This window comes from Bacillus sp. z33 (assembly GCF_058313615.1).
Genome location: NZ_JBZFQN010000002.1, coordinates 790480 through 816932 on the forward strand (window position 1 = coordinate 790480; position 26453 = coordinate 816932).

The following is a 26453-nucleotide window of genomic DNA, read 5'->3' on the forward strand; positions in this document are numbered from 1 at the left end:
CTTCATATTGAGAAATTTGCCCAAGTCCATTATACTAAATGAATGTGACAACGTTATTTAAAATACAATTCCACTACTTTTTGTAGTTGTAATTTTTGATTTTAATGTTATTAAGATTGTGTTATGTGTGGGTTTGTTTTATTGAAATACAATATTTAGATTTTATAATTTAAGTGCAGATATATGGAAGGGGATTTATATGAACGAACAGCAACGATTGGATACAACGACCGCTGTTAAAACTGACAAAAAGCAAGAGAAGGATTATAGTAAGTATTTTGAAACGGTTTATATGCCACCATCCTTAAAAGATGCTAAGAAACGCGGTAAAGAAGCGATTAATTATCATAAGGATTTCAATATTAATGAACAATTCCGTGGTATGGGTGAAGGACGCAAGTTTTATATCCGTACATACGGCTGCCAAATGAATGAGCATGATACTGAAGTTATGTCTGGCATCTTTTTAGCTCTTGGCTATGAGCCAACTGACAGTGTAGACGATGCCAATGTCATATTATTGAATACATGTGCTATTCGTGAAAATGCGGAAAATAAAGTATTTGGAGAGCTTGGTCATTTAAAAGCGTTGAGAAAAAATAGACCTGATTTATTGTTGGGTGTCTGCGGTTGTATGTCTCAAGAAGAATCTGTCGTGAATAAAATTTTGCAAAAGCATGCATTTGTTGATATGATTTTTGGAACACATAATATCCATCGTTTGCCTGAAATTTTGATGGAAGCTTATATGTCCAAAGAAATGGTTATTGAAGTATGGTCCAAGGAAGGGGACATTATTGAGAACCTTCCAAAAGTTAGAAAAGGAAACATCAAGGCTTGGGTTAATATTATGTATGGTTGTGATAAGTTCTGTACGTACTGTATTGTTCCATTTACACGCGGAAAAGAACGGAGCCGCAGACCGGAAGATATTATTCAGGAAGTTCGCCAGCTTGCAGCACAAGGGTATCAGGAGATTACCTTGCTTGGGCAAAACGTAAATGCATATGGTAAGGACTTCGAGGATATAAACTATCGCTTGGGTGACTTAATGGATGAGATCCGTAAAATAAATATTCCGCGTGTGCGCTTCACGACAAGCCATCCCCGTGATTTTGATGATCATTTGATCGAAGTTCTGGCTAAGGGCGGCAACATGATGGATCATATCCATTTGCCTGTTCAATCTGGTAATAATGATGTCTTAAAAATCATGGCTCGTAAATATACACGTGAACAATACTTGGAACTGGTACGTAAAATCAAGGAAGCGATTCCTAATGTCACACTGACGACTGATATTATAGTTGGCTATCCGAATGAAACGGACGAACAGTTTGAAGAAACGATGTCCCTTTATAAAGAAGTGGGATATGACTTAGCTTATACATTTATCTATTCTCCGCGTGAAGGTACGCCGGCAGCAAAAATGAAAGATAATGTTCCAATGGAAGTGAAAAAGGAACGTCTCCAACGCCTGAATGCTTTGGTAAACGAAACTGCCAATAAAAAGAATCAAATTTACATGAATCAGATTCTCGATGTTTTAGTTGAAGGGGAAAGCAAAAACAATCCGGATGTACTGGCAGGTTATACGACTAAAAATAAATTGGTTAACTTTAGAGCTCCTAAATCTGTTATCGGGAAAATTGTAAAAGTAAAAATTACAAATGCTAAAACATGGTCACTCGATGGTGAGTATGTAGAAGAAACTAATGAGATAGAGGTGGGGGTTTAAGAATGGGGAATTACACGAAAGAACAAATTATTGACAGAGCAAAAGACTTGGCTAAAATGATTTCAACTACAAATGAAGTTGATTTCTTTAAACGAGCGGAAGCGCAAATTAACGAAAATAAAAATATAGCTGAGTTAATGTCAGTAATCAAGGGGTTACAAAAACAGGCGGTCAACTTCCAACATTATGGAAAAATAGAAGCATTGAAAAAAACAGAAGAAAAATTAGCTAAGGTAGAACGTGAACTGGATGAACTTCCAATCGTTCAGGAATTTAAACAGTCACAATTAGAAGTGAATGATCTTCTGCAAATGGTGGCTACGGTGATCTCCAATACAGTAACGGATGAAATTATAAAAGCAACTGAAGGTGATTTGTTACGTGGAGAAACCGGCTCAAAGGTAAAAAATAATTCCCACAGCCATAGCTGCTAATTGAATACAGCCTCACATTGCCTCCTTATTTGGAAGGTGCAATGTGGGGTTTTTTTTATGTTGAATGATGATGGAATAATCTTATATCAAGGAAAAATTTATAGGGGATCTGATAGTCAATAAGGGCAGCTCTATCACTGCTAAAACATAAAATAAAACGGATGCTTATAACATATACTAAGCAAAAATGGAGATGGAACCCTTATCTTCAATCAAAGGACAGTCAGTATGTTAAAAAAGATAATTGTATACATCATTAATGCTCTCTTGCTTATGATCGCCTTTATAGGGTCGCTTTTAGTCTATGTTCATTTTGATATTAAAGCAGGAAGAGAAGCGGCGGAAGCAGATAGCCAACCTCATACCTATCCGATTCGCAATAGCAATTTTGGATTGTATACGGATTGGAAAACCTTTTATCCTCAGTTTTCAAAAGATATTGTAGAGGCTAAGAAATATGTATATATTCATTATTTTTCAATCGGAAATGGTGAAGCAAGCAAAAAATTCTTCGATTTATTGAAGAAAAAAGCGGATGAAGGAGTCGATGTTTATTATTCGGTTGACCGAGCCGGATCTCTAAAGGGTAAGAATGAGTGGTTTGATGAACTTAAGAAAGCAGGGGTTCATATAACCTATAGCAATGATCCCCATTTTCCTCATATTTGGTACTCCATCCAGCATCGGAACCATCGCCGAATAGCTGTGATAGATGGGAAAATTGGCTACACAGGCGGACTAAATGTAGCACAAAAATATACAAAAGATACGTGGCATGATTATCAAATTCGCATGACTGGTGAGGGAGTTCAGGATTTCGAAAAACAATTTTGCGAGGATTGGAAGGTAAATACAGGTAACTCTCCACCCATACATAAGATTTCCTTGGAAAAAGGAGACACCAATCATTATTTAAAAGTTTATTCAAGCGGGTTCGGATTGGTTGAAGATTTTATTAAAGAATTCGATAGTGCCAAAAAGCAAATCATTATTGCAACACCTTACTTTATTCCGGATAATCGTCATTTTATGGATGCCTTAAAACAGGCGAGAAAAAGGGGTGTAGAGGTTACCATTATGTGGCCTAAACATTCGGACGGTTTAATGTTAACCCAAGCTGCTTATCCATTTGTGAGGGAAGCACTTGAAAACGGTATGAGAGTATACCAATATGAAAAAGGAATTTTCCACGGGAAGGTTGTGTTGATTGATCAAACAAGATTAATGATTGGAACCGTTAATATTGATTCGCGTTCTTTTAGATTGAATGATGAAATGAATCTGTTTATGAAATCCTCACCATTCAGTCAAACAGTTCAAAAACAATTAGAGGTTGATCTGAAGGATTCAAAAGAAATTAAATTGGATTATTTTGATAATCTGAAAATGAAAGATAAAATATTGATGAAAATTGCCAAATATGTACATTATTATCTATAATAGGAATAACTTCTAAGAAACGGATCATGATCATGATTCGTTTTTTTTAGGACTTTGGAGAGGAGATAGAAGAATGCCAAAAATAAAATGGGGTATTTTAAGTACGGCAGATATTGGACAAACTCAAGTAATTCCCGCCATTAAACGTTCTTTCCATGGAGAGGTTACAGCCATTGCCAGCCAAAGCCAAAAGGCAAAGGATGTGGCTGCAAACTTGGAGATTCAAAAAGCATATGATTCATACGAAGAATTAATAGCAGATCCTGAAATTAACGCCGTATATATTCCACTACCGAACCATTTGCATGCTAAATGGGCAATTGAAGCAGCAAAAGCAGGTAAGCATGTATTGGTGGAAAAGCCGGCTGCTTTGACAGCTGCGGAGACGATCGAAATGGTAAATGCCTGTGAGCGTTATGGTGTGAAATTCATGGAAGCCTTTATGTATCAATTTCACGCCCAGCATAAACGTGTAAAAGATATCATTAAAACTGGGGAGATTGGTGAAGTAAAGTATATGTATGCCAGTCATTCATTTTTATTGAGTGATGATGAGGATAATATCCGGTTATCTTTCGAAAAAGGGGGAGGAGCTCTATATGATGTTGGCTGCTATAACATCCATGCCATCAGACATATTTTGGGAGCTGAACCTGTAGATATCATGAGTTTTGCTGAGATGAATAACCCTTATGGTGTCGACTTAACGACAACAGCACATTTGAATATGGATAATGGTGTGCGCGCGATGTTTGATTGCAGTTTTGAAATGACCAATCGTAATGAATATCGTGTGGTTGGCACTTTAGGAGAAATTATATGTAGAAATGCTTACCGTCCGGATCTTGTTGGACATCAAGGTACATTGCTGGTTAAAAGCGGGGGAGAGACGCGAAAAGAAGTGATTATATGTGATCAATATATGATGCAAGTGGATCATTTTGCAGAATGTATACTTAACAATCAAGAACCATCTTATACCCCCTGGGACACGGTACAAAATATGAAGGTGATTGAAGCCTGTTACGAATCGATGAAAACACAGAGTATGATTAAATTGTAATCATAGGGGCTGTGACAGAACTGAAATATCCCCTTCTAAAGTTTAATGTTTAGCAGACAATCAATAGATGGAGAATAATAAAAACCGAACTATTCCGAAACTTATGAATGAACTGCACCTCAATTGTTAGATATGATGTGTTTAACAATTGGGGTGGTGCAGTTCATGAGAGTTTTGAAAAATAGTTCGGTTGTTTTCATTGCTGGAAATTATTTGTCTAAAGCCTCTTATTGACTACCAGCCTCTAGATGCCCCTCCGCCGCCGGCTGAACCGCCACCGCCGCCGCGGTTTCCACCTCCACGGCCTCCACCGTTCCTGGTAAATGCAGACAGGATGTGCAGTAGCATATAAGTAAACGTGCCGCCGAAGAAAGTCATGTCAATAATGATAAAAATTAAAATTACAGCACCTATTAATATCTTTTTCCAGGTTGCCATACCGCCTTCGTTATTTTCTTCAGATACAAAAGCTTTTGAATCAGTTGATTCATTCAACTGATATTCCTCCGAGACGACGTTAAATAATTCTTTATACGTATTCATAACAGCATCGCCCGGTTGGTTAGATTTCATATAAGGAATTGTATAGGTATCGAGTATTCTTCCAACCTTCCCATCAGGCAGGGCACCTTCAAGACCATATCCCACTTCAATACGAGCCTTACGATCTTCTGTAGATAGTAGTAAAAGGACTCCGTTATTAAGCTCTTTATCACCAAGTTCATAGGTACGGAAGGCTTCCAGTGCGTATTCTTCAGGTGTTTGATTTCCCAAAGACTGTACAGTCAATACAGCAATCTGAGCTTTTGTTTGATCCTCTAGCGTACGACCTAAGCGGATTAATTCTTGTTTCTCTTGTTCATTCAATAGATTGGCAAAATCCTGAACGTAAATATCTCCTTGAGGAGTGGGAACAGCTGCAGAAACCGGGCCTCCAATCAGGCTGACCACAAAGCATATGAATATCGCCAGTGAGAGGAGAATCTTTTTAAACATCATTCTGTACCATTAAAATCTACTGTTGGTGCCTGTTCTGCGCCATCAGCAGCTTTAAAATATTCCTTGCTGTCAAAATTAAACATGCCGGCAATCAAGGCTCCAGGGAATTGCTTTACCTTTTTATTGTAAGCTGATACCTCTGTATTATAATCCTGTCTTGCTACGGAAATCCGATTCTCTGTACCGGCAAGCTCATCCATTAATTGTTGGAAATTTTGGTTAGCCTTTAGATCTGGGTAGTTTTCAACTACAACCAATAGCCGATTTAATGCACCTGTCAGTTCATCATTGGCTGTTGCTTGTTCCTGTGGTGTATTGGCACCAGCAAGTTTTGAGCGGGCAGTTGAAACATCATTGATAACCGATTCTTCATGCTCAGCATACCCTTTAACGGTATTAACTAAATTAGGTATTAAGTCCATTCTTCTTTGTAATTGATTATCGATTTGGGAATAAGCTTGATCGACATTTTCTTCTGCGTTGACAAAACCATTATAGCTTGAAGCAAACATAGCAATAATGATGCCTACGACGACAACTCCTGCGATTAATATGATGGTTCCTTTTTTCAAAATTGCAACACTCCTTTTTACTGTATAACGTTAGTCAGCGAAAAAAGTTTCATTAATTATCATACCCGTAAATTTATAAATGCAATCTTAATAAAAGGTAGACTGGTATGTTTATGCTTGAAGTTTGAAAGAAATAGGAAATCGGAAGGGTCATTCACAAGGATTGGCTCAAATGGAAATCGGAGAATTAATGGGTTGTTCGGCTAAAGTTATACCAAAACGACTAACCTGTTTTCACTTAAAGAATATGACGGAGGTTGCCTAGTGATTATCTATTTGAACAATGTGCAAAATCTTCATAGTAGAAAAACATCCAGTCAGCATGATGAAGTCTACACCGTAACAACTGAAAATATAACCACGTAGGGGGAAAATGCCATGATCCCTCATGATGATTAATAATACATGATTTAGTAGATGATCCTTTTTGACTAATTATTATAATAGTATTGTTTTTTAAATAGAGTTTAAAATCATCTTCCTTATAATAAAACGCGAGGAGGCTGATTAAATATGCCTTCCCGCGTCTTTATAAAAATACTATGAACCGTAGCATTCATCATCTGTACAAAATTCGCTTTTGCTCCGAAATTTTTTATCAGGCAGTCTGGTTATATTCTGTTCCTCGTCCCATACTTCTTGCAAGGCTTCTTTAAACGTAGCTATGCTTTGGGCTCCCGAGATTGCATATTTATTATTAAAGACGAAGAAAGGTACTCCTTGAATTCCAATTTCTACTCCTGTTTGGATATCCTGATTCATTTGCTCCGTATAGTTTTCTGTTTTTAGCACATCCAGAATCTCATTTTCGGGGAGTCCTATTTCCGTAGCTAATTTCAGTAGGACTATGTGGTCTCCTATATTCAGCGATTCTGAAAAATAGGCTCTAAATAAACGTTCTGCCATCTCAGGACCTTTGCCATGTTCTTCAGCATAATGGGTGAGACGGTGTGCATCTTTTGTATTGGTGAGAATCATCGTGTCAAAGCGGAACATAAGCCCAACTTCACGAGCCTGTTCTGTTATATGTTCATTCATTTTTTTTGCGTGATCAACTGTAGTGCCGTATTTAGCAGCAATAAGATCATGAATATTTGAATTTTGATTCCTGGGTGCATTAGGTTCAAGTTGATAGCTGTGAAAATGCACTCCAATCTGGTCTTTATGTGTAAAATTAGCTATAGCCGCTTCTAATCGTCGTTTTCCTAAATAACAGAAAGGACAAGCATAATCAAACCATATATCAATTTCCATAATCCAGCCTCCCTGGTCATTCTTGTTGTATGCTCAAAGTATACATTTCCATCTACTTGTTGACAATTTACCTGCTTGTCAGCAAATTTAGCTATATTATGTTCATCCATAGGATTGCTCTGTATTTATACTAAAGTACATATTGTGTAATGACGATAAAGTTATTTAAAAATATAATATTCCTTATATTATGAATGGGAGCGGGTTAAATACAGACTAATTGAAGGAAATTACCTATCAGAAGTGAATTATCTACCTATTATTACCAAAAAGTGAGGAATATTTATGCTGCTTGAATATAGGAATTTAAAGGTTCGAAAATTAGAGAAAAAGGACAAGTTTCTGTTAGTAAAATGGCTATCAAACCCATTGATTCTAGAATTTTATGAGGGTAGGGACAATCCACATAATTTAGAAAAGGTCGAAAAATCTTTTTATACCCCTAATGATAATGAGGTTAGATGTATTGTGAAGTTCGAGGATAAGGATATTGGGTATATTCAATTTTATCCATTAGATGAAGAAAGCAAAAAAGACTATGGATATTCGGAAGAGAATGTTTATGGTACAGACCAATTTATTGGCGAAGTAGAGTATTGGAATAAAGGGATTGGAAAATTGCTTGTATCATCGATAGTTGATTATTTAATTGAAGAAAAGAAAGCAAAAAGAGTAGTGATGGATCCTCGTTTAAGTAATACAAGGGCTATCAGATGCTATGAAAAATGTGGATTTAAGAAAGTTAAAATACTTCCTAAGCATGAGTTACATGAAGGTGAATATCAGGATTGTTGGTTAATGGAATACCGTAAATAATTAAACTAGTAGGGCTGCAACAATACTTTTTTGTTTGTCTCTTTTATCTGCCTTTTCATTACACTCAAATACCTAGATTTAGCCGATTTGGATGAGAATCTTGTTGAAAACAGATAAGAAAACAAACCTTTATCCCCTCTATTACCATATTTTAATAAAATTAAGTGAAATTATGTCATTTATTTAGATAGTTATATATAATTAATAGAAATACTCAAAATATTTTTAGTATTTATTGGTAAGGGAGTGAGGGGATTTAAATGGAGACAAAACAGGATATGAATCAGCCATTGCGCAAGGAAGTAAAACTATTGGGCAATATACTGGGTGAGATTCTTATTTATCAAGGCGGTCCAGAGCTTTTTAATACGGTCGAAAGAATTCGTACCATGTGTAAATCTCTTCGATTACATGTGGAAGATGAGACATATTATACATTAAAAAAGGAAATAGAGATGCTTGATCCAGAAATGAGGATGCAAGTAATCAAGGCATTTTCTGTTTATTTCCATTTAATAAATGCAGCCGAACAAAATCATCGAATTCGAAGAAAACGAGATTATCAATTAAACAATTCTGATGAACAACCCGGTTCTATTGAGAATGCCATCCAATCAATGAAAGAAAATAATATTAGTGGAGAAATTATTCAAGATGTCCTTGAACGCATATCTCTTGAATTGATCATTACAGCCCATCCAACTGAGGCAGCTAAACGATCCATTTTGGAGATTCAAAAGAGACTATTAGTTCTTCTGAAAAAACTGAATAATCCAACGTTAACAAAAAATGAATATAAGAATATAGAAGAAGATCTTTATAATGAAATCACCACCTTATGGCATTCCGATGAATTAAGAGACAGAAAGCCGACAGTTATTGATGAGGTTAGAAATGGTCTGTATTATTTTGATAAAATTTTCTTTGATGTTCTACCAGATATACATCAGGAAGTTGAAGATAAATTAACTGAACATTATAACAATGAAACTTGGGAAATACCTAACTTTCTGCGATTCGGTTCCTGGATCGGAGGCGATCGGGATGGGAATCCTTTTGTGACGCCTGATGTCACATGGGAAACACTAACCCGTCACAGAGCGTTAGTTCTTAGAAAATATGAAAAAGCTTTAGTAGATTTAATGAAACAGTTATCTCATTCAACAGCACGGATTAAAGTCAGTGATGAAATAATGGAAACAATAGAATTTGGAGAATCAGCATACATTACAGATGATAAAAAATGGCAGGTTAAAAATGAAGCGTATCGCCGAGTATTGGCCATTATGGTTGAACGTGTACGCATGGTGGCCAATGACCGGAGAGGATACCAAACATCAGAAGAATTGCTGGAGGATTTACTGATGATTAAGAAAAGTATAGATACGCATCATCCAGGAGGGCACCAGTTTAAGCTTCTAAAAAAATTAATTAGGCAAGTACAACTGTTTGGATTCCATCTTGGAACATTGGATATCCGAAATCATAGTGATGAACATGCAGGAGCCATTAACGAGATACTACAGAAAATAAAAATTACGGAGTGTTATAAAGATTTGCCTGAGTCAGAAAAAGAAAGGCTTCTGGAGAAGTTACTAATGGATCCCAGACCTTTGTTGCTAGAGAATGACGAGTATACAAAGGAAACACAGGAAATCATTAAAGTATTTCGATTAATTAAAAAAGCTCATAAGGAATTTGGTAAAGGATCAATTCGTGTCTATATTGTCAGTATGACACAGTCTCCAAGTGATTTACTGGAAGTCCTATTACTGGCCAAAGAAGCGGGACTATATAAACTTCATGCAGATGGAACAGTCGAAAGTGATTTGAATGTAGCTCCACTCCTTGAAACTATTGAGGATTTATCAAATGGTCCAGATATTTTAAAATCCTTATTTGATTTGCCAGTTTATCGACAACACCTCAGAAAGCTGAATAACCAGCAGGAAATTATGCTTGGATATTCAGATGGAAGTAAGGACGGGGGAACGCTGACTGCAAATTGGAAGCTGTATAAAGCGCAAATTGAACTGCATGAACTTGCAAAAGAATATAATATTTCAACAAAATTCTTTCATGGACGTGGTGGTTCACTTGGCCGTGGTGGTGGACCTTTAAGCAGAAGTCTTCTCTCTCAACCGCTTGAAACACTTGGCGATGGTGTGAAAATAACAGAGCAAGGTGAAGTGTTATCATCCCGTTATTTAATTGAGGATATCGCTTACCGCTCATTGGAACAAGCAACTTCTACACTGCTTGAGACAGCTGCAAATGTATCTAAATCATCAGAACAGGGACATTTAAGAGATGAAAGATGGGTTAAAGCCATGGAAGAAATATCGGATATCTCTTATGATAAGTATCAGTCCCTGGTATTTAAGGATGATAGTTTTTTAACGTATTTTAATCAAGCTACTCCTTTAAAAGAAATTGGTAAACTAAATATAGGATCGAGACCAATGGCTCGAAAAAATAGTGATAAATTCGAAAATTTAAGGGCTATTCCGTGGGTATTTGCCTGGACACAAAGCAGGCTATTATTTCCTGCATGGTATGCTACCGGCACAGGCCTTCAAGCATTTTCAACTAAAGAAAAAGGTGATTTGGAGTTATTAAAAGACATGTATCAGGACTGGCCATTCTTTAGATCTACAGTCGATAATTTGCAAATGGCACTAATGAAAGCAGATCTTAAAACAGCGAAAGAATATGCAGATTTGGTAGATAATCCATTGATTGGCGAGAGAATATTTGAGAATATCGTTGAAGAATACAACAAAACAAAAGGAATCTTACTAGAGATAACTGGTGATGAAGAATTACTTGACCATACTCCAAATATTAAAGATTCAGTACGTCTAAGAAATCCCTATGTTGACCCACTGAACTTTATTCAAGTCCATTTAATTAAAGAGTTGAGGACTTTGAAGGAGCCAGATAGCCAATTAATTATTCAAATATTGCATACCATAAACGGTATATCAGCCGGTTTACGCAATACAGGTTGATAGAACTTGAGTAGGAGGATGACAGAACTGTCATCCTCCTTTTGATATTATAATAGGCTATGCAAAACAATTGTTTGAATTTATTGTGAAAGATTTAAAATTTAATTTTACAGGCAGGATTAAGTTGAATTTAACTGTTTTACTAAGGAGAAATTGAAAAAAAGCAATGAATATTAAGAGTTTTTATCTAATTATCGTTTCGGAATATATTATTATAATATAAATTCAAAAGGATGTAAATAAACGGAAATTTCCGTGGTAAGATAGTTGAGGAAATTGCTAAAGGAAAGATTTGGAGATGAATGTTCATTATCATATAATTATTTAAGGATAGGATAAAAATCCTATCTAGATTCCGGAAAGGAGATTACTAGGATATCAGAAATTGGGCCGACAGTCTGGGGGGACCGGGCCCAATAGTCTTTTGCTGGGTATACCAACATATTAGTAGTATACCCATTATTAAATATAAAGCAAATATATTTAAAAAGGGTGGGCTATATGAAAGTGAGAAACAAACCATTTATTGGGAAGGGTACAAAAATGTTAATCCCATTTTACAAGGAGGGTTATCTGTATACCAAATTATATTACCAAAATACGTATTACGTAGTGGAGAAATCACCGCTGAATATTTTAAAAGACAGTATCATCGGCTATGGCGCAGATTATCAGGGAGCAAAGAAAAGCTCTAAATCCTATTTGGGCGGCAGTTATACTTTACCTTTGCAAATTAGTGGTCAGCATAGTATTTATATGTTTCCTACCCGTTCTTGCAGTGATCCGGAATGTGCCTGGATCGCACTTAACCATTATAAGGGATGTGATCCAATTGATCATAAACAATGCTATCTGCATCTTTCCAATCAAATAACTATTATTATCGATTGCAAAGCTTCCTTATTAATGAAACGTTATAATAATGCATTAAAATTAAAAGATAAAATAGAAAAATTCACTTTTAATAATCAATAGAGAATCATGTTATTCAGTACCAATGAACTATTCTTGATACATCGTTAATCTATTATAATAATTTAAAATTGCAGGTAAGTTATATCATTGAGAACAATTAAATGAGTTCAGTAACCCTGAACTCATTTTGATGTCGCTACTTTACGAGCAAAATTCCACTACTATCTATTAAATATTTTTCTGGTCGTCATGATTTAGTTATATAAGAATGAATATTTAGTTTTTTAAAGAAATAATTAACTCATTTGTCTCTTTTTTTTGAAAACTTAATTGATTCCTAATACTTTTTGTGTTAAATTCTATGTAAATGGTCACAAATTACACTGATATGTCAAAATACATACGGAATAAACTTTTTGAAGTCTTACATTATGTATCTATCATTCTCTTAAGGAGGAAAAGAAATGAATAATATATTACCCAATGAAGTTACTATAGAAGAAAAGGGAAAAGTAGGGGATATCGTTGAATTTGAGCGACGAGGCCTGTCTGTTTTAGGTAAAGTGACAATTGTGCGAGAGTTATCATGCATTGTGGATATAGACGAGGAAGTTGCCAATCATTTTTGTTATGAAACACCTAGAACGGTTGTCCGCCATGAAAATTATAAAGTGATACGATCGTCCATAAAGCCGGCGGCAGTATCCAATTAGTATAATTTAATATATTAGAATTTTTCAATAAATAACATGAATTTACTGTAGAATACACGACGGCACTCAAGAATGGGTGCTTTTATTTGTTTATTCCCTTGCTAACCATACTCTGTAGAACTGCCGGCACTCACATACTGAAATTTCCGTTTAAAAGGCTGTAACTAAAGACCTATTATAAATATTTTTCGGATTTTAGGTAGGAATTTAAAGGTTATGTAAAGAACATACTTAAAGAGGCCGTAAGAAAGCAATATAAATAAAGGTATAAAGTCTAAAAATATCGTAAGTTTCGTCTATCCAACAGGTATGATTTTATATACCGAATTATGAAAACGTTTTCAAATAAAGATAATCAAGGATTTGCAAACAGTTTGCTGGATTTCAAAATCTCAACCAAGTTTTATGTGAAGAATCAAGTTGAATTAGAAGGTTATCTCTCTTTATTGAAACAGCAAGAATAGGTAATTTTTTGGTTTTTGTTCAGCGTCTGTAGTTTACTGTAAAACTTTATGATATATGTTGGCGTTTCTATAGCAGATACAAAATGGATGGATAGGTGTTAAGGCCATCCTCATGGATTGATGAGGAGTGAATATTAAAGACTCCAGAGGTAACAGTAATATGTTAGTGCAGGATTTAAACTCATTATATATGAAGAAAGGAGATTATAAATTATGAGAGAAACCATTACGGCAACTTCGAGGGGACTCTTGGTAGATTCGTTTCCATATCGCTTATATCAAAAAGCAAAAAAGGTTGGCACATGGAACCCTGCAGATATAGATTTTACTAAAGATGCAGTAGATTGGAAACAGACTACACCAGAACAGAGACATAGCATTCTTCGTCTTCTATCACAATTCCAAGCTGGAGAAGAGGCCGTCACACTCGATTTATTGCCCCTTATGATGGCGATTGCGAAGGATGGAAGGATAGAAGAAGAAATGTTCTTGACTACCTTTCTGTTTGAAGAAGCAAAACATACAGAATTTTTTAGAACTGTGTTAGATGCCATTGGTGAAAAAGGAGAGTTAAATCCATTATTAACAGATACGTACAGGCAGGTTTTCCATGTTATTTTGCCAAATGCTATGGATCGATTGCTTACAGATCAATCACCGGAGGCGATAGCAGACGCTTCTACAGTGTATAACATGTTTGTAGAAGGAGTACTTGCTGAAACGGGGTATTTTTCTTTTTATCAATCTTTGGAGAAATCAAATTTAATGCCAGGATTACTAGAAGGTATTGGGAATCTAAAGAGGGATGAATCACGCCATATCGGTTACGGAACATACTTGCTTCAGCGATTGATTTGTGAACATCCGCATATCTATGAGGATGTGGTCATGAAACGGATGGAAGAATTAACACCCTTGGCAATAACTATTGTCGAGGAGGGGTTGACAGATGCAGATATAGAGGCATTTGGTACAAACCCTGAAGAGGTAGTTAATTTTGCTATGAAGCAGCTTCAAATCAGAATGGATATTTTATCCCGAGCGAGAGGAAAGAAATTGGAAGACATCTATAAAACATCAGAAAGCGAAGTTGGCATGGTTTAATGAACGCCTTGACTCATGGTTGCCAGACAAGAATCTAGAATCTGTCGTTCTATTAGTATGAAGCAGGTGCAATGAGCCGCACCTGCAAAGTGAACATACCGACTGGTTAGTATTTACTCATTGAGGAGGGGTACTGTGTATTTACGTTTAACGGATGAACAAAAAATGGTTCAAAAAACAATCCGAAGATTTGTCGAAAAAGAATTAATGCCATTGGAACAGGAAGTGTTGCGAAACGAAAGAGAGGGTAAACCAAGTCTTCCTCCGGGTAAGCTAAAGGAACTGCAAGTAAAAGCTAAAGAAGCAGGATTTTGGGGGATTAACACACCGGAAGAGTACGGAGGTGCTGATTTAGGGCAAATGATGATGGCTATTGTCGCCATGGAAGTAGCCAAGACGTTCGTCCCCTTTACCTTTGGCGGTTCTGCAGATAATATTTTGTACTATGCCAATGAAAATCAAAAGGAAAAATACTTGATTCCTACGATTAATGGACAAAAAAAGTCATGTTTCGCAATGACGGAACCAGGTGCTGGATCAGATACTCAAAACATAAAAATGACAGCTGTTAAGGATGGATCGGAATGGGTTCTTAATGGTGAAAAAACATTTATTACAGGTGGAAATGAAGCTGATTTTGTAATGGCGATGGCCATCACAGATAAAAATAGGCACATTGAATCGAGAGGGCGGGAAGGGGTAACCTGTTTTATCGTGGATCGTACTATGGGATGGCGTTCTGAGTTTATCGCTACGATGGGAGAAGGGGGGCCAGCCGGCCTCGTATTTGAAAATGTTCGGGTCCCTGAAGAAAATATTTTAGGTGAATTGCACAAAGGATATAATCTTGGACTTGAATGGATTGGTTTTGCCAGATGGATTGTTGGAGCACGTGCTGTTGGAGCGGCTGAGAGATTATTGCAAATGGCAATTGATTATGCGAAGGAGCGTATTACATTTGGTAAACCGATTGCTGAGAGGCAAGCCATTCAGTGGCAGATAGCGGATTCAGCAGTAGAGATTGAAGCGGCAAGATGGCTTACATTAAACGCAGCATTTACCTTGGATCAAGGGGAAGATAACCGGCATGTTGCGTCGATTGCTAAATTGTATGGATCTAATATGGGAAACAGAGTAGTCGATCGTGTTTTACAAATCTTTGGAGGGATGGGCTATACGAAAGAATTGCCGATTGAACGCTGGTACCGCGAAGCAAGGCTATGGAGAATATATGATGGTACCGACGAAATTCAGCGAATGATTATCGCACGCAATCTGATAAAAGGGCATGTGAAAATAGGAGATTATAGCTGAAATGATCCCTATAAGAGTATTTTTGCAGAATAAGTAAATGTTTAATTTAACCATATTGAAACGTAAAAGCTGGAGGGGATAAGATGAATGGAAGATTTGAGAATAGGGTTGCCATTATTACGGGAGGAAGCAGGGGAATTGGGAAAGGAATAGCTGAGTATTTGGCATCTCAGGGTGCAAAAGTGGCTATTTTGGATGTGAATAAAGAGGCTTTAAGAGTAACTGAGGATGAATTTAAAAAGAAAGACTATAATGTGTTGACTGGGGTTACAGATGTGACTTCGTCGGAAGAAGTAGAACATGCGGTCAATGAAGTGTTCGTACATTATGGTGCAATTGATATTTTAGTCAATAATGCAGGAGTCATCAGAGATAACCTGATTTTCAAAATGACTGATTCGGACTGGCAAATGGTTATAGATGTTCACCTAAAAGGCTCCTTTAATATGACAAGAGCTGTTCAGAAGTATATGGTTCAGCAAAAGTATGGACGTATTGTAAATATCTCATCTACATCAGCTCTAGGCAACAGAGGGCAAGTTAATTACGCAGCAGCAAAAGCTGGATTGCAGGGGTTCACTAAAACATTGGCCATTGAGCTGGGCCGTTATGGAATAACAGCTAATTCAGTTGCTCCCGGTTTTATAGAAACGGATATGACAAGGGAAACGGCCGCACGGATTGGTATATCCTTTGAACAATTAATTGAGGCAAGTGTCTCAATGATCCCTGCGGGCAGAAGTGGAAAGCCGGAAGATATCGCGAATGCTGTAGCATTTTTTGCAGATGAACAATCCTCGTTTATAAACGGGCAGGTTTTATATGTGGCAGGAGGTCCAAAAAATTAAGTGAGGTGAAAGATTTGTTTATCCAAGCGATTGGAAAAAGCTCTAATCGAGTATTAAATATCGTTGACCGAGAACGCGTCAAACAATTTGCCAATGCGATTGACGATGAGCATCCCATATATATTGATAGTGAGACAGGCAAAAAATCCCGATATGGAGAGAATATAGCGCCACCGACATATCCAAGAGTTTTCGATTATGGAAAAGTAGATGATCTGGAATTACCAACAAAAGGATTGATTCATGGAGAACAAATCTATCATTATGAGAGACCCTTATTAATTGGTGAGGAAGTTTATTGTTATACAAAAGTAAAAGACTACAAGGAGCGAACAGGAAGTAACGGTAAAATGGGTATCATGCGTATAGAAAATAATGGTGAGGATAAAGAGGGTCATACGATATTCACTTCGACAATCGTCATCATTATTAACGAAGCAGTACAAAAGGAGTTGAAAAGATGACTTGTTTGCTTGATTTACAGACGGGTGATGACTTGAAGGAAGTTGTATTAGATCCAGTTTCCAAGGAGATGCTGGTTGCTTATGCAAATGCCTCAGGTGATCAGAATCCCATTCATCAAGATGAAGAGCAGGCAAAAAGACTAGGTCTTCCTGGTATTATAGCGCACGGAATGTGGACAATGGGAAATCTGTCCAAACTATTTACACCCTTTTATGAAGAAGGATTTATAAGAGACTTTACGATTCGTTTTCGAGATATGGTATTTTTAGGAGATATAATAAGGTTAACTGCGAAACTTGATACAAAGGTAGAGAGTGAACTGGATTTTAGCGTTTCTGCCATTAATCAATATGGTCATGAAGTATTGAAGGGGAAAGTTATCTTTTCTTTATATTAATATATAAAAATACAGGCAGCTTTTTAGCTGCCTGTATAAGTGACTATCGATAAAAAAGACCTAACGAGATATCCAGAAGACGTTGTTTTTCATCCTCAGTTAAGGTTCTGCCATATAAGATGATCTCATTTTCATGCATGAATTGATGTAAGTCATAGGACCCTTGTAACTGTGTTAATTCATGAAATTTTCGCTCATCAGAATTACCCAATAAATAATCGACAGAAACATCAAAGTAATGGGCAAGTTCCAATATTCCGTCAATACTGGGTTCACGTGTTTCGCGTTCATATGATCCCAATGTTGATTGTGCAACCCCTATAATAGCTCCTAGTTCTTCCTGTGATAAACGCTTCTCTTTACGCAACTCTTTTAACCTGCCTCCAAAAGAAGATTTCATGGTTGCTCCCACCTTTTACGAAACGTATTGTATATATATATTATAGGACAAAAGTTTCGAATGAGCGAGTAAAAAGGTGTAAAATAACTCATTATAACACATTTTATATTAAACGCTTATAATTTGAATTTTTTGAAAAGAAATTCAGCTATAATATGTACAAAATCAATTAGATTCTATTTTATAATGATAGTATTTTTTATTTAAGAATACAAAGTGAAGAATTACAACAACATAGTTTAGTTATTTACTTCATAAACTTTACCTGTTTTTAAATTAACTCTATACCATCCCCAGGTAGCAGAATGCTGGCTTTCTTCCTCATCAACCACTACTTCATAAACCTGTATAGTCAAGTTTTCATGATCAGACACGTTTCCTATTACTTCAAAATGAACATTTACTTCATTGGAATAGCCAATATAATTTTTTACCAGATTAATAGCCGTATCTTGAGGAGATGAGATATCAGAAGGTTCCTGATGCTCTTCGTATACTTCATCGGACGTAAGCTGGGTTGTATTCCCCTCGGCCATATTCGTTGCATCAGAGGGGTTGTTTGTTTTATCTGTGGTATTTATATCCGCAACCCCATCAATTGAGGAAGATTCCTTCATGTTATATTGTTCAATTTCTTTATGCAAAGTTATAATTTCTCTTTCTAATTGTTTATTGTTTTCTTTAGCCAATTTAATTTCATTATTTAATTGTTCGAGTTCTGTAGCAGCTTTAGAATTCTCAGAAATATATTGAAAAGAAATCCATGAGCCAAACATACAAACTAAAATAAATACATACACTATTTTCTTTTTATTTAATCTCCTCATAACAAACTCCTTTTAATGATATTTTAATATAATTTTACAAATAAATAAGCAGTACGTATAGGGATAATTTAGAATATTCTGCTATACTGATACTATTATTTATAAAATCTAGCTATAAAATATTGAAAATAAACAGTATTATTCTAAAAGCTTTTAAGCTTAAAGCATAGTTTTATAAAGATAGGGAATAATATAAAAGCGAGAGAGGAAGTGACATAATGAGATTAAAAGATAAGAAGATTCTTAGTTTTGTACATCATGAATTTGAGGACCTCGAATTGTGGTACCCAATTCATCGGCTGCGTGAAGAAGGTGCAGTTGTTCATCTGGCAGGTGAACAGGCAGGAGTCAGCTATAAAGGAAAATATGGAGTACCCGCAGAAAGTGATTATAGTTTTGATGAAGTTAGCGCGGAGGATTATGATGCTGTTTTAGTACCTGGTGGCTGGGCTCCAGATAAACTTCGTCGTTTTCCGGAGGTTTTAGCGTTTATTCAAAAGATGGATGAACAGCAAAAACCGATTGGACAAATATGCCATGCAGGCTGGGTATTAATATCCGCGAATATTTTAAAGGGACGCAAGGTAACAAGCACGCCTGGAATACGAGATGATATGGTAAATGCAGGGGCTACTTGGTATGATGAACCAGTCATCGTTGATGGACATATTATTTCAAGTCGACGCCCGCCTGATTTACCGCCTTATATGCGTGAATTTATTAAGGTCCTTGAGAACTAAATAAAGAAGCCAGTGTTTAAAATGAAAACACTGGCTTCTTTATTTTTTATGTAATGGATTGTTATATGTCTGTTAATCCTCAAAAAAACGATTAAGACGGTACAGATACTCTCAATTGTCTAATCACGTTATTAATGTATTTTCTATTTTTATAGATAAATAGCTTCAATTGATCCCCTAGTAGCGGCAACTCATCTATATCGCTATATAACTCGCCTTTCCCATGAGCAGTCCATCTATTCTCTTTATCATAAAACATTAAGGTCCAGTGGCCACCCCTTTTATGATCTTCAAAGATAAAGTAAAACTTATTACCAACTTCATCATAAGAAGAGATAGATTTAAAATCAGCCAGGAATTGATCGATATCTTTTTTATACACAATGACCTTCAAACTAGTTCCCTCCTAATTTATTCTTTCTACTCTTAGCATGAGCTTTTTTATAAGAAACATCTGCGTTGGATGTTCTATAAGATTCAATTATATAATTTTATCTGAATTTTCACCATAGGCAGGTTTGCGTAATATATGGATAATTACTTTTTTCTCAGTAGATAGCTTCAAAACGTTCACCTAATTTTGCGTAATTTAGGTAAGAATATGAAAGTGTAATTTTATAATATTTATAAATAGTCAAGTACAACTGAATGGTGAATACGATAAAATTACTGCATTAAGCTCCCTTTTATATGGATATAACCCTAGTATATCTATGCTAGCTCGCTATCTAAATGGGAATTCTCCTATTACCGACCATAGAAAATTGCAGAATGCTAATGTGTAATAATAAAGGGTTGTCTGAGCAGTAGTTAGCGGCTTTCAGATAATCGTTTTTATTGTATATTATGCTATATTCGTATTAGTCGAAAAGTGGAATGTATATTCATACTGAGATTTTAAATTATAAACCCATGCCGTTGCAAGAATTTATGGTAACATTTTTAATTTAATAATAGAAAGAAGCATAGAAGGAGATTGTATGAAACTTTTTAAATTTATCAGTTCTTCATTTGTCATTGTATTTGCCTATTTTATTATTATAAAAGATAGTGTTTGGCTATATCCTTACTTACATATCTCCATTGGAGCTATGTTTTTGGTCACGTGTATAAATCATATCCTGTTAAAAAATAAGGGATTGGCTATATTAAATGCCGTAATGTCGATTATCTTTTTCCTCATAGCGAGCTCAAGATTCATCCTTTTTCAGTAAGAGAAATATATATTCTTTTTTCATTGCTTCATCTATCATTTTTTTGTGGATAACAACTAAGGATTTTGTGCCTTAGTTGTTATCTTTATTTTTGTTTAAGAGATATTCTAAAATAGAGTTTATATCATCGATAAAAATGTAAGTATGAATAAGTACAAAATAAATGAGTAAAGGGATAATAAGCTTCCAACTGGTCCTGCCTTTTCTGATTAGTAAGGGTTCCATTTCCTTATCATCCAGATGCGAATATTTCAGCCTTAGTTGTTTAATATGTTTTTTTGTCCCAGCCATATACAAAAGATTGCCGCTTTTACCTATAAACAGGTGCATTAATAGTGCAAATACAAGCCAATAAAACAAATGATTTCGAAACAGAACAGAAACCAAAATATCGATAAGAATAAAAATACTGACAGACACATATCTTTTTCGGTATGCCAGCCAAAACATCCCAAAGACTAATCCTGAAATATTCCATGTTCTGATTCTATGATTTTTAGTTAAAAAGGATTGATAATTCTCACCAATATATATTTTTAAATCCTGATTGTTATGGTGAGAATTAATTGAATTACGCATAAGTTACCTCGTTTTTTATTATAAGAATCGGATGATACATCTATATCCAATTAGAATAGCAATTGATGTACTCTTTTTAAACTTTTCCGGAACCATTGCAATCCGGACAGCTTTTTATAGCGGGATATAATCTGATTGCACGTTTAAAAGCCTCGTCATAGGAAAAATGGCTAACTTCAATAAGGCGAATCAATTCTCGATCCAAATGTTCATATTGTTCATGTTGTTCATCTATTATTTTTCCATCAAAGCACTCTGTACAAATTTTCACTTAAATCTCTCCCTCAATATGATCTGTATATTAAAAATTTTAACTAATTTCTGTCTATAAGGCAAAGATTCAATTAATTTGTTTAGCCTCCATTAACCTTTTGTAAGATCATGTCTCCATCTATTTGGAAAGAAGTTCGAGATTTCATGTTTATTTCTTTCTAAGAAAGGGATGTAAATAAGAAAGAAATTTGGTAAGGGGATGATTTGATGAAGGTAGGGTTAATCGGTCTTGGTAAGATGGGGATGAATATAGCAAAAAATTTAATAGATCATCAAATTACTGTTCATGCATATGATGTGAATTCAACTGCAGTAGAGAGTATACAAAAATATGGTGCGATTGGCAGCAAAGATATGGTGGAATTAGTGAATAGTTTAGAACAGCCGAGAGTGATATGGCTCATGGTTCCACATAATATGGTGGATCCTATCATTGAAAATCTCTATCCTCATTTAAGTGCTGGGGATATTTTGGTTGATGGTGGGAATTCAAATTATAAGGAGTCAGTACGGCGAAACTATGATTTAAAAGAATCTGGAATTTGCTTTATGGATGTAGGCACGTCTGGAGGTATGGATGGAGCAAGAAATGGAGCCTGTTATATGGTTGGTGGTGAAGAGAAAGCCTGGAAAATAATTGAGCCATTAATTGCTGCAACTTCAGTACCGAATGGGTATTTATATGCAGGTAATTCGGGAAGCGGGCATTTTTTGAAAATGGTTCATAACGGAATTGAGTATGGTATGATGGCAGCGATTGGAGAAGGTTTTGAAATCCTTGAAAAGAGTGAATTTAACTTCAATTATGAACAGGTAGCGAGAGTTTGGAATAATGGATCGGTTATACGCTCTTGGTTAATGGAATTATCGGAGCAAGCTTTTGCTAAAGATGCAAGATTAGATGATATTAAGGGAATTATGCATTCATCGGGAGAAGGGAAATGGGCCTTGGAAACGGCGTTGGATCTGCAAGCTGTGACACCAGTTATGGCACTTTCTCTAATAATGCGTTATCGTTCCCAAGATAATGACACTTTTAATGGTAAGGTTGTAGCAGCTTTAAGAAATGAATTTGGCGGTCATAAGGTAGAAAAAAGTGAATAAAGGTTAATGTTTACGGAATCATAAAATGGTTGGCATGCTCAAAATTTAAGCATGCTTTTTTGTTTTGTCTTGAAAATCAACAAAAGTAATTTCAGTGAATGTATCTTCACCTATCGGGACTATGCTACCCTGCGACCAAAATGGAAGAGAAATGATGAATTTATAGTCATTATCAAAAAATATATAGCAATCAGTTCACTACAGTGAAGTATTCTTTAATAATAATAGTGTAAAAATTTTATAGGTAGTTGGTGTGTGAAGTGGATGAAAATGAATATTGGTCTTAAACCTATATATCAGCAAATTGCTCAATGGCACGAGAAGGAGGTATTAAATAGTCATTTTACAGAGAATTAATAAGTGTTCCCACAGGATCAGGATCAATTAGCATAACTATTTAGTATAAACCTTGATAATGCTGCTAAAGATATTCACTTAATTTACGAGGAGAATGCCCATGGTATGCTTAAATAATCAACTATCATAACCTTACATGGTTACACGTGTTTGCTTGCTAAACTGGTGCATAGTCCTTATTTCTGTAAAGAATCGCGTTCCAAATCAGCTATCCAATAATTTAGTCTCTGATAGGAGGAATCACCACCATTACGGCAGAATTTACATCCCAAGTGAATACTTATGATAAATATAGCTGTCTGCCTAATCTATTAGTTTACTGGACTATATAACCAGTATCTGTATGGAAGGTTTTTAGTCAGTGGCCTTGGTTATTTAACGGAGTCTTAAGGGTAATTACATAAATATCGGGTGTTTGTCCTCAATATAATTGTTTATTCCTATTTTATTAGACTAACTTTTTTAAGGTAATTTCACTTGTTGAATTTTATTGGGGTAATTTTTCTCTATTAGCTTTGGCTATGATTTACTATGCAATGCTTTCCTCACCATAGCAAAAACCAGCATGTGGAAGGAAATTTATTTACAGAACAGAAGGCAGGTGTGTAGGAATAAATACCTTAATGATTTATTCATCCTCAACATACATTTACCTACTCAGAAGACACGCTGAACTGGATATGCTATCGCCCGTGATTCACTTTATGGAAATTTGAAGATGATCGAATAGTAAAAACAGAAGATTGTTGTGTAATATCCCTTCACAAATAAACATATTGAGCTATCCAAGTTCAAAGATTACAAGCCATTAGACATGCGAATTATAAAGAATTAACTATTACTAAAGCAACCTTCAGATCATAAAATGATTAGTCAAAATGAGGATAACAAAATAATTTTAATCATAAAAGTAATATGAAAGCTGAAAATGATGCTGATTTGGGAGAATCATCTATATAAAAATCCCCAAACATATAACACTTAAAGCAATATGAGGATCAGGTGGTATATATAAACTCAAGGTATTTAATTTTTATATGTTCATCAGGTATCTGGGTGAATTAGAAATGAATGTTTAACTGGATGGTATTGAAAAAGCAGGAGAAATATCAGGTTATAAAACAGAATATATAAAAAACACCTTCGAGAACTGGATGTAAACTCGGAAGGTGTCGTTTAAGCTAAATGTTGTTAGTTTAAGATTTTGTTAGTTTAATATTTGAACGTTAACTTGTTTACGTCCCCAATTAAGAGCAGCATCTTGAGAAGGGATGAAAACATCAATTTTGTTCCCTTTAATTGCACCACCTGTATCAGAAGCAGTAGCATATCCATAACCTTCAACATAAACTTTTGTACCTAATGGAATAACATTTGGGTCAACAGCGATAACTTTAGCATTTGGATTCGCATTTAAATCGACTCCAGTGGCTGTTACGCCGGAACAACCATTACAATCAGCTGTATAAGCTGTAGCTGAAACTGAAATTGTTTTTCCTGCTTGTTGTCCAGTGGACTCTGCAGTGTTAGTAGTTGTTTCAGTTTTAGTTGTTGTTTTAGTAGTGGTAGTTGACTCGGTTGATGTCTTTGTGCTTTGATTAACAACTTTATTATGATTTTGAGCTGGTTGTCCTTCGCCAGACAATTTAAGTACTTGCCCTGGTTGGATAATAGAAGATGTTAAGTTATTCCAACTTTTCAGTTGATTAATAGAAATTTTATTTTTAAAAGATATCTTCCATAGACTATCACCTTGTTTAACCGTATAAGATTTTGTAATAGCTTCTTCCTTCACGGTCAATCTTGTATTCTCAATAATGACATCTGATTTTAATTTATTAAGTTCTTTAATATGATCAACAGTAGTGTCGTATTTATTTGAGAGTCCCCATAGTGTATCACCTTTTTGGACAGTGATTTCTTGAGCAGAAGTTTTGGCTCCGCCTATAGCAACGGTGATGGAAGCTACCGCTACGAATGATAACAAAGTTTTCTTCATGTAGTTTATTCCTCCTAAAATTGTTTGTTTTGAGCTAACAGTGACAATCTTATCAGGTTTACATGAAAGAAGTAATAACGGGGAGATGATAAATTCATTACTGATATAACGTAATTATTTCAAAAACATGTCTAATTAATTGAAAATTCAGATAATTAAAGGCAAAAAAACTAAACAAAGCGTGGTATTCATATACTTTCCTAGTAAATTATAAAATATGGATTTTGTCATAATTGTCATAAAAAAATCCATATATTTGAAAAAATGGAATATAATGAAAATATAAATCTTTTAAAAAAACTAAGTATTAATAGTAAAAGAACTTATATTTGGAAAACATAGGTAAAAAAGTAGGTGGAATTACTATAAGAAAGAAATAAACATGCATTTTAAAGTCAGGATGAATAAAAGATTTAAAAGGTATAATCCATATATTCAATTTTTATAGGTTTCCAGTATTATATGATCGTATTTTAAATATTAAAGTAGTTAAAGTTCAAGACTATTTACTTTGTACTGGTTTTACTTATTTTATTATAACCTAAATTATGACATAGTTCTAAGGTTTTTTTAAAAAGTTATAGGATTAGACTTAATTCGGCAAAAACTTTGCTTATAATTTTGAATAAATACATTTATATAGAAGAAACACGATTTTGTGAATAGGTATTTGTATAAAAAAGGAGAGAATTTGTAGTCCTTATATGAAGATAAGACTCGCTATGTTTTATTCAATGAGTATTAAAGTAGCTGGCTCTAAATATGGAAGAATGATAAAGATGTACTTGAATATTAAAAATTCCCCTGTATTTAAAAGGTGTTGATGAATTAGTGATACTTGATCAAAATTTGAAAAAATGGAATTCATGAGTGGAGAAAACCCGTTTTTAAACACATATTAGTTAGACATTCTTATTTTTACCGTATAGAAGGAAGGGATATCAATAGAACCTACTATTCACAATCAAGAATGAATAGTAGTTGCCAGATCAAATAAAGAGAAGAGATATGATAGAAGAAAATCATTAAAACCTGTAGAATATTTGGTTTTTTTGATATAAAATATAGTTAATATATGGAAATAGTGGTGATTTGTGTGGTGTTTATATTAGCTCTATTTTTTGTGAGTTTTGGTTTTTTATTTTTTGTAAAATTTAAGCAGGGTCAGAACTCTACAATTATCCTTAGAATGAATGAAAGATATTCAAATGCAAATGAATATGTAATGGCTATTAAATATGAGCTGGAGAAACAGGGGAAAGAGGTTTTATATTCTGGCAATGGTCTTTTTTTAATTGATGGAATGAAGTATAAGATAGAAGAACGTAAGAAAGTAACAAATGAAGAATCCCTGCAGCTTACTATACTCAAGGCCCTAAAATCATCCTGATTTGAGACATCCATTCCCTAATT

General features: G+C 35.0%; 26 protein-coding genes. 17 read left to right on the forward strand and 9 right to left on the reverse strand.

Annotation, left to right across the window (positions count from 1 at the left end):
- Positions 1 to 199 precede the first annotated feature (199 nt).
- From miaB to AC4G3L_RS10900, 4 genes are all read left to right on the forward strand, one after another.
- Positions 200 to 1738, forward strand: a complete 1539-nt coding sequence (miaB, locus tag AC4G3L_RS10885) for a tRNA (N6-isopentenyl adenosine(37)-C2)-methylthiotransferase MiaB (protein ID WP_491076972.1) — start codon at positions 200 to 202, stop codon at positions 1736 to 1738.
- Between the two features lie 2 nt (positions 1739 to 1740).
- Positions 1741 to 2172, forward strand: a complete 432-nt coding sequence (locus AC4G3L_RS10890) for a YlbF/YmcA family competence regulator (protein ID WP_491076973.1) — start codon at positions 1741 to 1743, stop codon at positions 2170 to 2172.
- Positions 2173 to 2400: 228 nt separating this feature from the next.
- Positions 2401 to 3612, forward strand: a complete 1212-nt coding sequence (locus tag AC4G3L_RS10895) for a phospholipase D-like domain-containing protein (RefSeq protein WP_491076974.1) — start codon at positions 2401 to 2403, stop codon at positions 3610 to 3612.
- Between the two features lie 73 nt (positions 3613 to 3685).
- The gene (locus AC4G3L_RS10900; protein ID WP_491076975.1) at positions 3686 to 4675 is read left to right on the forward strand and encodes a Gfo/Idh/MocA family protein; all 990 of its coding nucleotides are present in this window, start codon (positions 3686 to 3688) and stop codon (positions 4673 to 4675) included.
- Between the two features lie 234 nt (positions 4676 to 4909).
- On the opposite strand, the gene AC4G3L_RS10905 is transcribed toward AC4G3L_RS10900, so the two are convergent.
- The 3 genes from AC4G3L_RS10905 to AC4G3L_RS10915 all read right to left on the reverse strand — a co-directional run bounded on the left by AC4G3L_RS10905 (position 4910) and on the right by AC4G3L_RS10915 (position 7500).
- Positions 4910 to 5674, reverse strand: a complete 765-nt coding sequence (locus AC4G3L_RS10905; RefSeq protein WP_491076976.1) for a TPM domain-containing protein — start codon at positions 5672 to 5674, stop codon at positions 4910 to 4912.
- The gene (locus tag AC4G3L_RS10910; protein WP_491076977.1) at positions 5671 to 6246 is read right to left on the reverse strand and encodes a LemA family protein; all 576 of its coding nucleotides are present in this window, start codon (positions 6244 to 6246) and stop codon (positions 5671 to 5673) included. Before AC4G3L_RS10910 ends, AC4G3L_RS10905 begins: the two co-directional genes overlap by 4 nt.
- 540 nt (positions 6247 to 6786) lie before the next feature.
- Positions 6787 to 7500, reverse strand: coding sequence for a DsbA family oxidoreductase (locus tag AC4G3L_RS10915; protein WP_491076978.1), 714 nt, complete (start codon positions 7498 to 7500; stop codon positions 6787 to 6789).
- Positions 7501 to 7785: 285 nt separating this feature from the next.
- Between AC4G3L_RS10915 and AC4G3L_RS10920 the strand changes: the two genes are divergently transcribed.
- From AC4G3L_RS10920 to AC4G3L_RS10960, 9 genes are all read left to right on the forward strand, one after another.
- Positions 7786 to 8316 carry a GNAT family N-acetyltransferase gene (locus AC4G3L_RS10920; RefSeq protein WP_491076979.1) on the forward strand — a complete coding sequence of 177 codons (531 nt, stop codon included), beginning with the start codon at positions 7786 to 7788 and terminating at the stop codon, positions 8314 to 8316.
- A 260-nt stretch (positions 8317 to 8576) separates the two neighbouring features.
- A complete protein-coding gene (gene ppc / locus AC4G3L_RS10925) occupies positions 8577 to 11327 on the forward strand; it encodes a phosphoenolpyruvate carboxylase (RefSeq protein WP_491076980.1) in 2751 nt (916 codons plus the stop codon).
- Positions 11328 to 11828: 501 nt separating this feature from the next.
- Entirely contained in the window at positions 11829 to 12302 is a 474-nt protein-coding gene (locus AC4G3L_RS10930) for a competence protein ComK (RefSeq protein WP_491076981.1), read from the forward strand.
- A 404-nt stretch (positions 12303 to 12706) separates the two neighbouring features.
- Positions 12707 to 12955 carry a DUF2187 family protein gene (locus tag AC4G3L_RS10935; RefSeq protein ID WP_491076982.1) on the forward strand — a complete coding sequence of 83 codons (249 nt, stop codon included), beginning with the start codon at positions 12707 to 12709 and terminating at the stop codon, positions 12953 to 12955.
- Positions 12956 to 13632: 677 nt separating this feature from the next.
- Positions 13633 to 14523, forward strand: coding sequence for a R2-like ligand-binding oxidase (locus AC4G3L_RS10940; protein WP_491076983.1), 891 nt, complete (start codon positions 13633 to 13635; stop codon positions 14521 to 14523).
- A 135-nt stretch (positions 14524 to 14658) separates the two neighbouring features.
- Positions 14659 to 15837 carry an acyl-CoA dehydrogenase family protein gene (locus AC4G3L_RS10945; protein WP_491076984.1) on the forward strand — a complete coding sequence of 393 codons (1179 nt, stop codon included), beginning with the start codon at positions 14659 to 14661 and terminating at the stop codon, positions 15835 to 15837.
- 83 nt (positions 15838 to 15920) lie between these two features.
- Positions 15921 to 16685: a 3-oxoacyl-ACP reductase FabG gene (gene fabG, locus AC4G3L_RS10950; protein WP_491076985.1), complete on the forward strand. Its 765-nt coding sequence runs from the start codon at positions 15921 to 15923 to the stop codon at positions 16683 to 16685.
- 14 nt (positions 16686 to 16699) lie between these two features.
- A complete protein-coding gene (locus tag AC4G3L_RS10955) occupies positions 16700 to 17149 on the forward strand; it encodes a MaoC family dehydratase N-terminal domain-containing protein (RefSeq protein ID WP_491076986.1) in 450 nt (149 codons plus the stop codon).
- Positions 17146 to 17547 carry a MaoC/PaaZ C-terminal domain-containing protein gene (locus AC4G3L_RS10960; RefSeq protein ID WP_491076987.1) on the forward strand — a complete coding sequence of 134 codons (402 nt, stop codon included), beginning with the start codon at positions 17146 to 17148 and terminating at the stop codon, positions 17545 to 17547. The genes AC4G3L_RS10955 and AC4G3L_RS10960 overlap by 4 nt, the downstream gene beginning before the upstream one ends.
- Before the next feature lie 43 nt (positions 17548 to 17590).
- On the opposite strand, the gene AC4G3L_RS10965 is transcribed toward AC4G3L_RS10960, so the two are convergent.
- Positions 17591 to 17947, reverse strand: a complete 357-nt coding sequence (locus AC4G3L_RS10965; protein WP_491076988.1) for a helix-turn-helix domain-containing protein — start codon at positions 17945 to 17947, stop codon at positions 17591 to 17593.
- Positions 17948 to 18186: 239 nt separating this feature from the next.
- Positions 18187 to 18774, reverse strand: a complete 588-nt coding sequence (locus tag AC4G3L_RS10970; protein ID WP_491076989.1) for a hypothetical protein — start codon at positions 18772 to 18774, stop codon at positions 18187 to 18189.
- A gap of 218 nt (positions 18775 to 18992) precedes the next feature.
- Here AC4G3L_RS10970 and AC4G3L_RS10975 point away from each other — a divergent pair, with 218 nt between their 5' ends.
- Complete coding sequence (locus AC4G3L_RS10975; RefSeq protein ID WP_491076990.1) at positions 18993 to 19514, forward strand: type 1 glutamine amidotransferase domain-containing protein; 522 nt, start codon at positions 18993 to 18995, stop codon at positions 19512 to 19514.
- Between the two features lie 91 nt (positions 19515 to 19605).
- On the opposite strand, the gene AC4G3L_RS10980 is transcribed toward AC4G3L_RS10975, so the two are convergent.
- Entirely contained in the window at positions 19606 to 19908 is a 303-nt protein-coding gene (locus AC4G3L_RS10980; protein WP_491076991.1) for a hypothetical protein, read from the reverse strand.
- Positions 19909 to 20494: 586 nt separating this feature from the next.
- Between AC4G3L_RS10980 and AC4G3L_RS10985 the strand changes: the two genes are divergently transcribed.
- Entirely contained in the window at positions 20495 to 20728 is a 234-nt protein-coding gene (locus AC4G3L_RS10985) for a hypothetical protein (RefSeq protein ID WP_491076992.1), read from the forward strand.
- A gap of 72 nt (positions 20729 to 20800) precedes the next feature.
- On the opposite strand, the gene AC4G3L_RS10990 is transcribed toward AC4G3L_RS10985, so the two are convergent.
- On the reverse strand, positions 20801 to 21307 hold the full coding sequence (locus tag AC4G3L_RS10990; protein WP_491076993.1) for a DUF2628 domain-containing protein: 507 nt from the start codon (positions 21305 to 21307) through the stop codon (positions 20801 to 20803).
- A 76-nt stretch (positions 21308 to 21383) separates the two neighbouring features.
- Positions 21384 to 21578, reverse strand: a complete 195-nt coding sequence (locus AC4G3L_RS10995) for a hypothetical protein (protein ID WP_491076994.1) — start codon at positions 21576 to 21578, stop codon at positions 21384 to 21386.
- Positions 21579 to 21787: 209 nt separating this feature from the next.
- On the opposite strand from AC4G3L_RS10995, the gene gnd reads away from it, so the two are divergent.
- Positions 21788 to 22684, forward strand: coding sequence for a phosphogluconate dehydrogenase (NAD(+)-dependent, decarboxylating) (gene gnd, locus AC4G3L_RS11000; protein WP_491076995.1), 897 nt, complete (start codon positions 21788 to 21790; stop codon positions 22682 to 22684).
- 1564 nt (positions 22685 to 24248) lie between these two features.
- On the opposite strand, the gene AC4G3L_RS11005 is transcribed toward gnd, so the two are convergent.
- Positions 24249 to 25040, reverse strand: a complete 792-nt coding sequence (locus tag AC4G3L_RS11005) for a 3D domain-containing protein (protein ID WP_491076996.1) — start codon at positions 25038 to 25040, stop codon at positions 24249 to 24251.
- 1099 nt (positions 25041 to 26139) lie between these two features.
- Here AC4G3L_RS11005 and AC4G3L_RS11010 point away from each other — a divergent pair.
- Entirely contained in the window at positions 26140 to 26430 is a 291-nt protein-coding gene (locus AC4G3L_RS11010) for a hypothetical protein (RefSeq protein ID WP_491076997.1), read from the forward strand.
- The last annotated feature ends 23 nt before the right edge of the window (positions 26431 to 26453 follow it).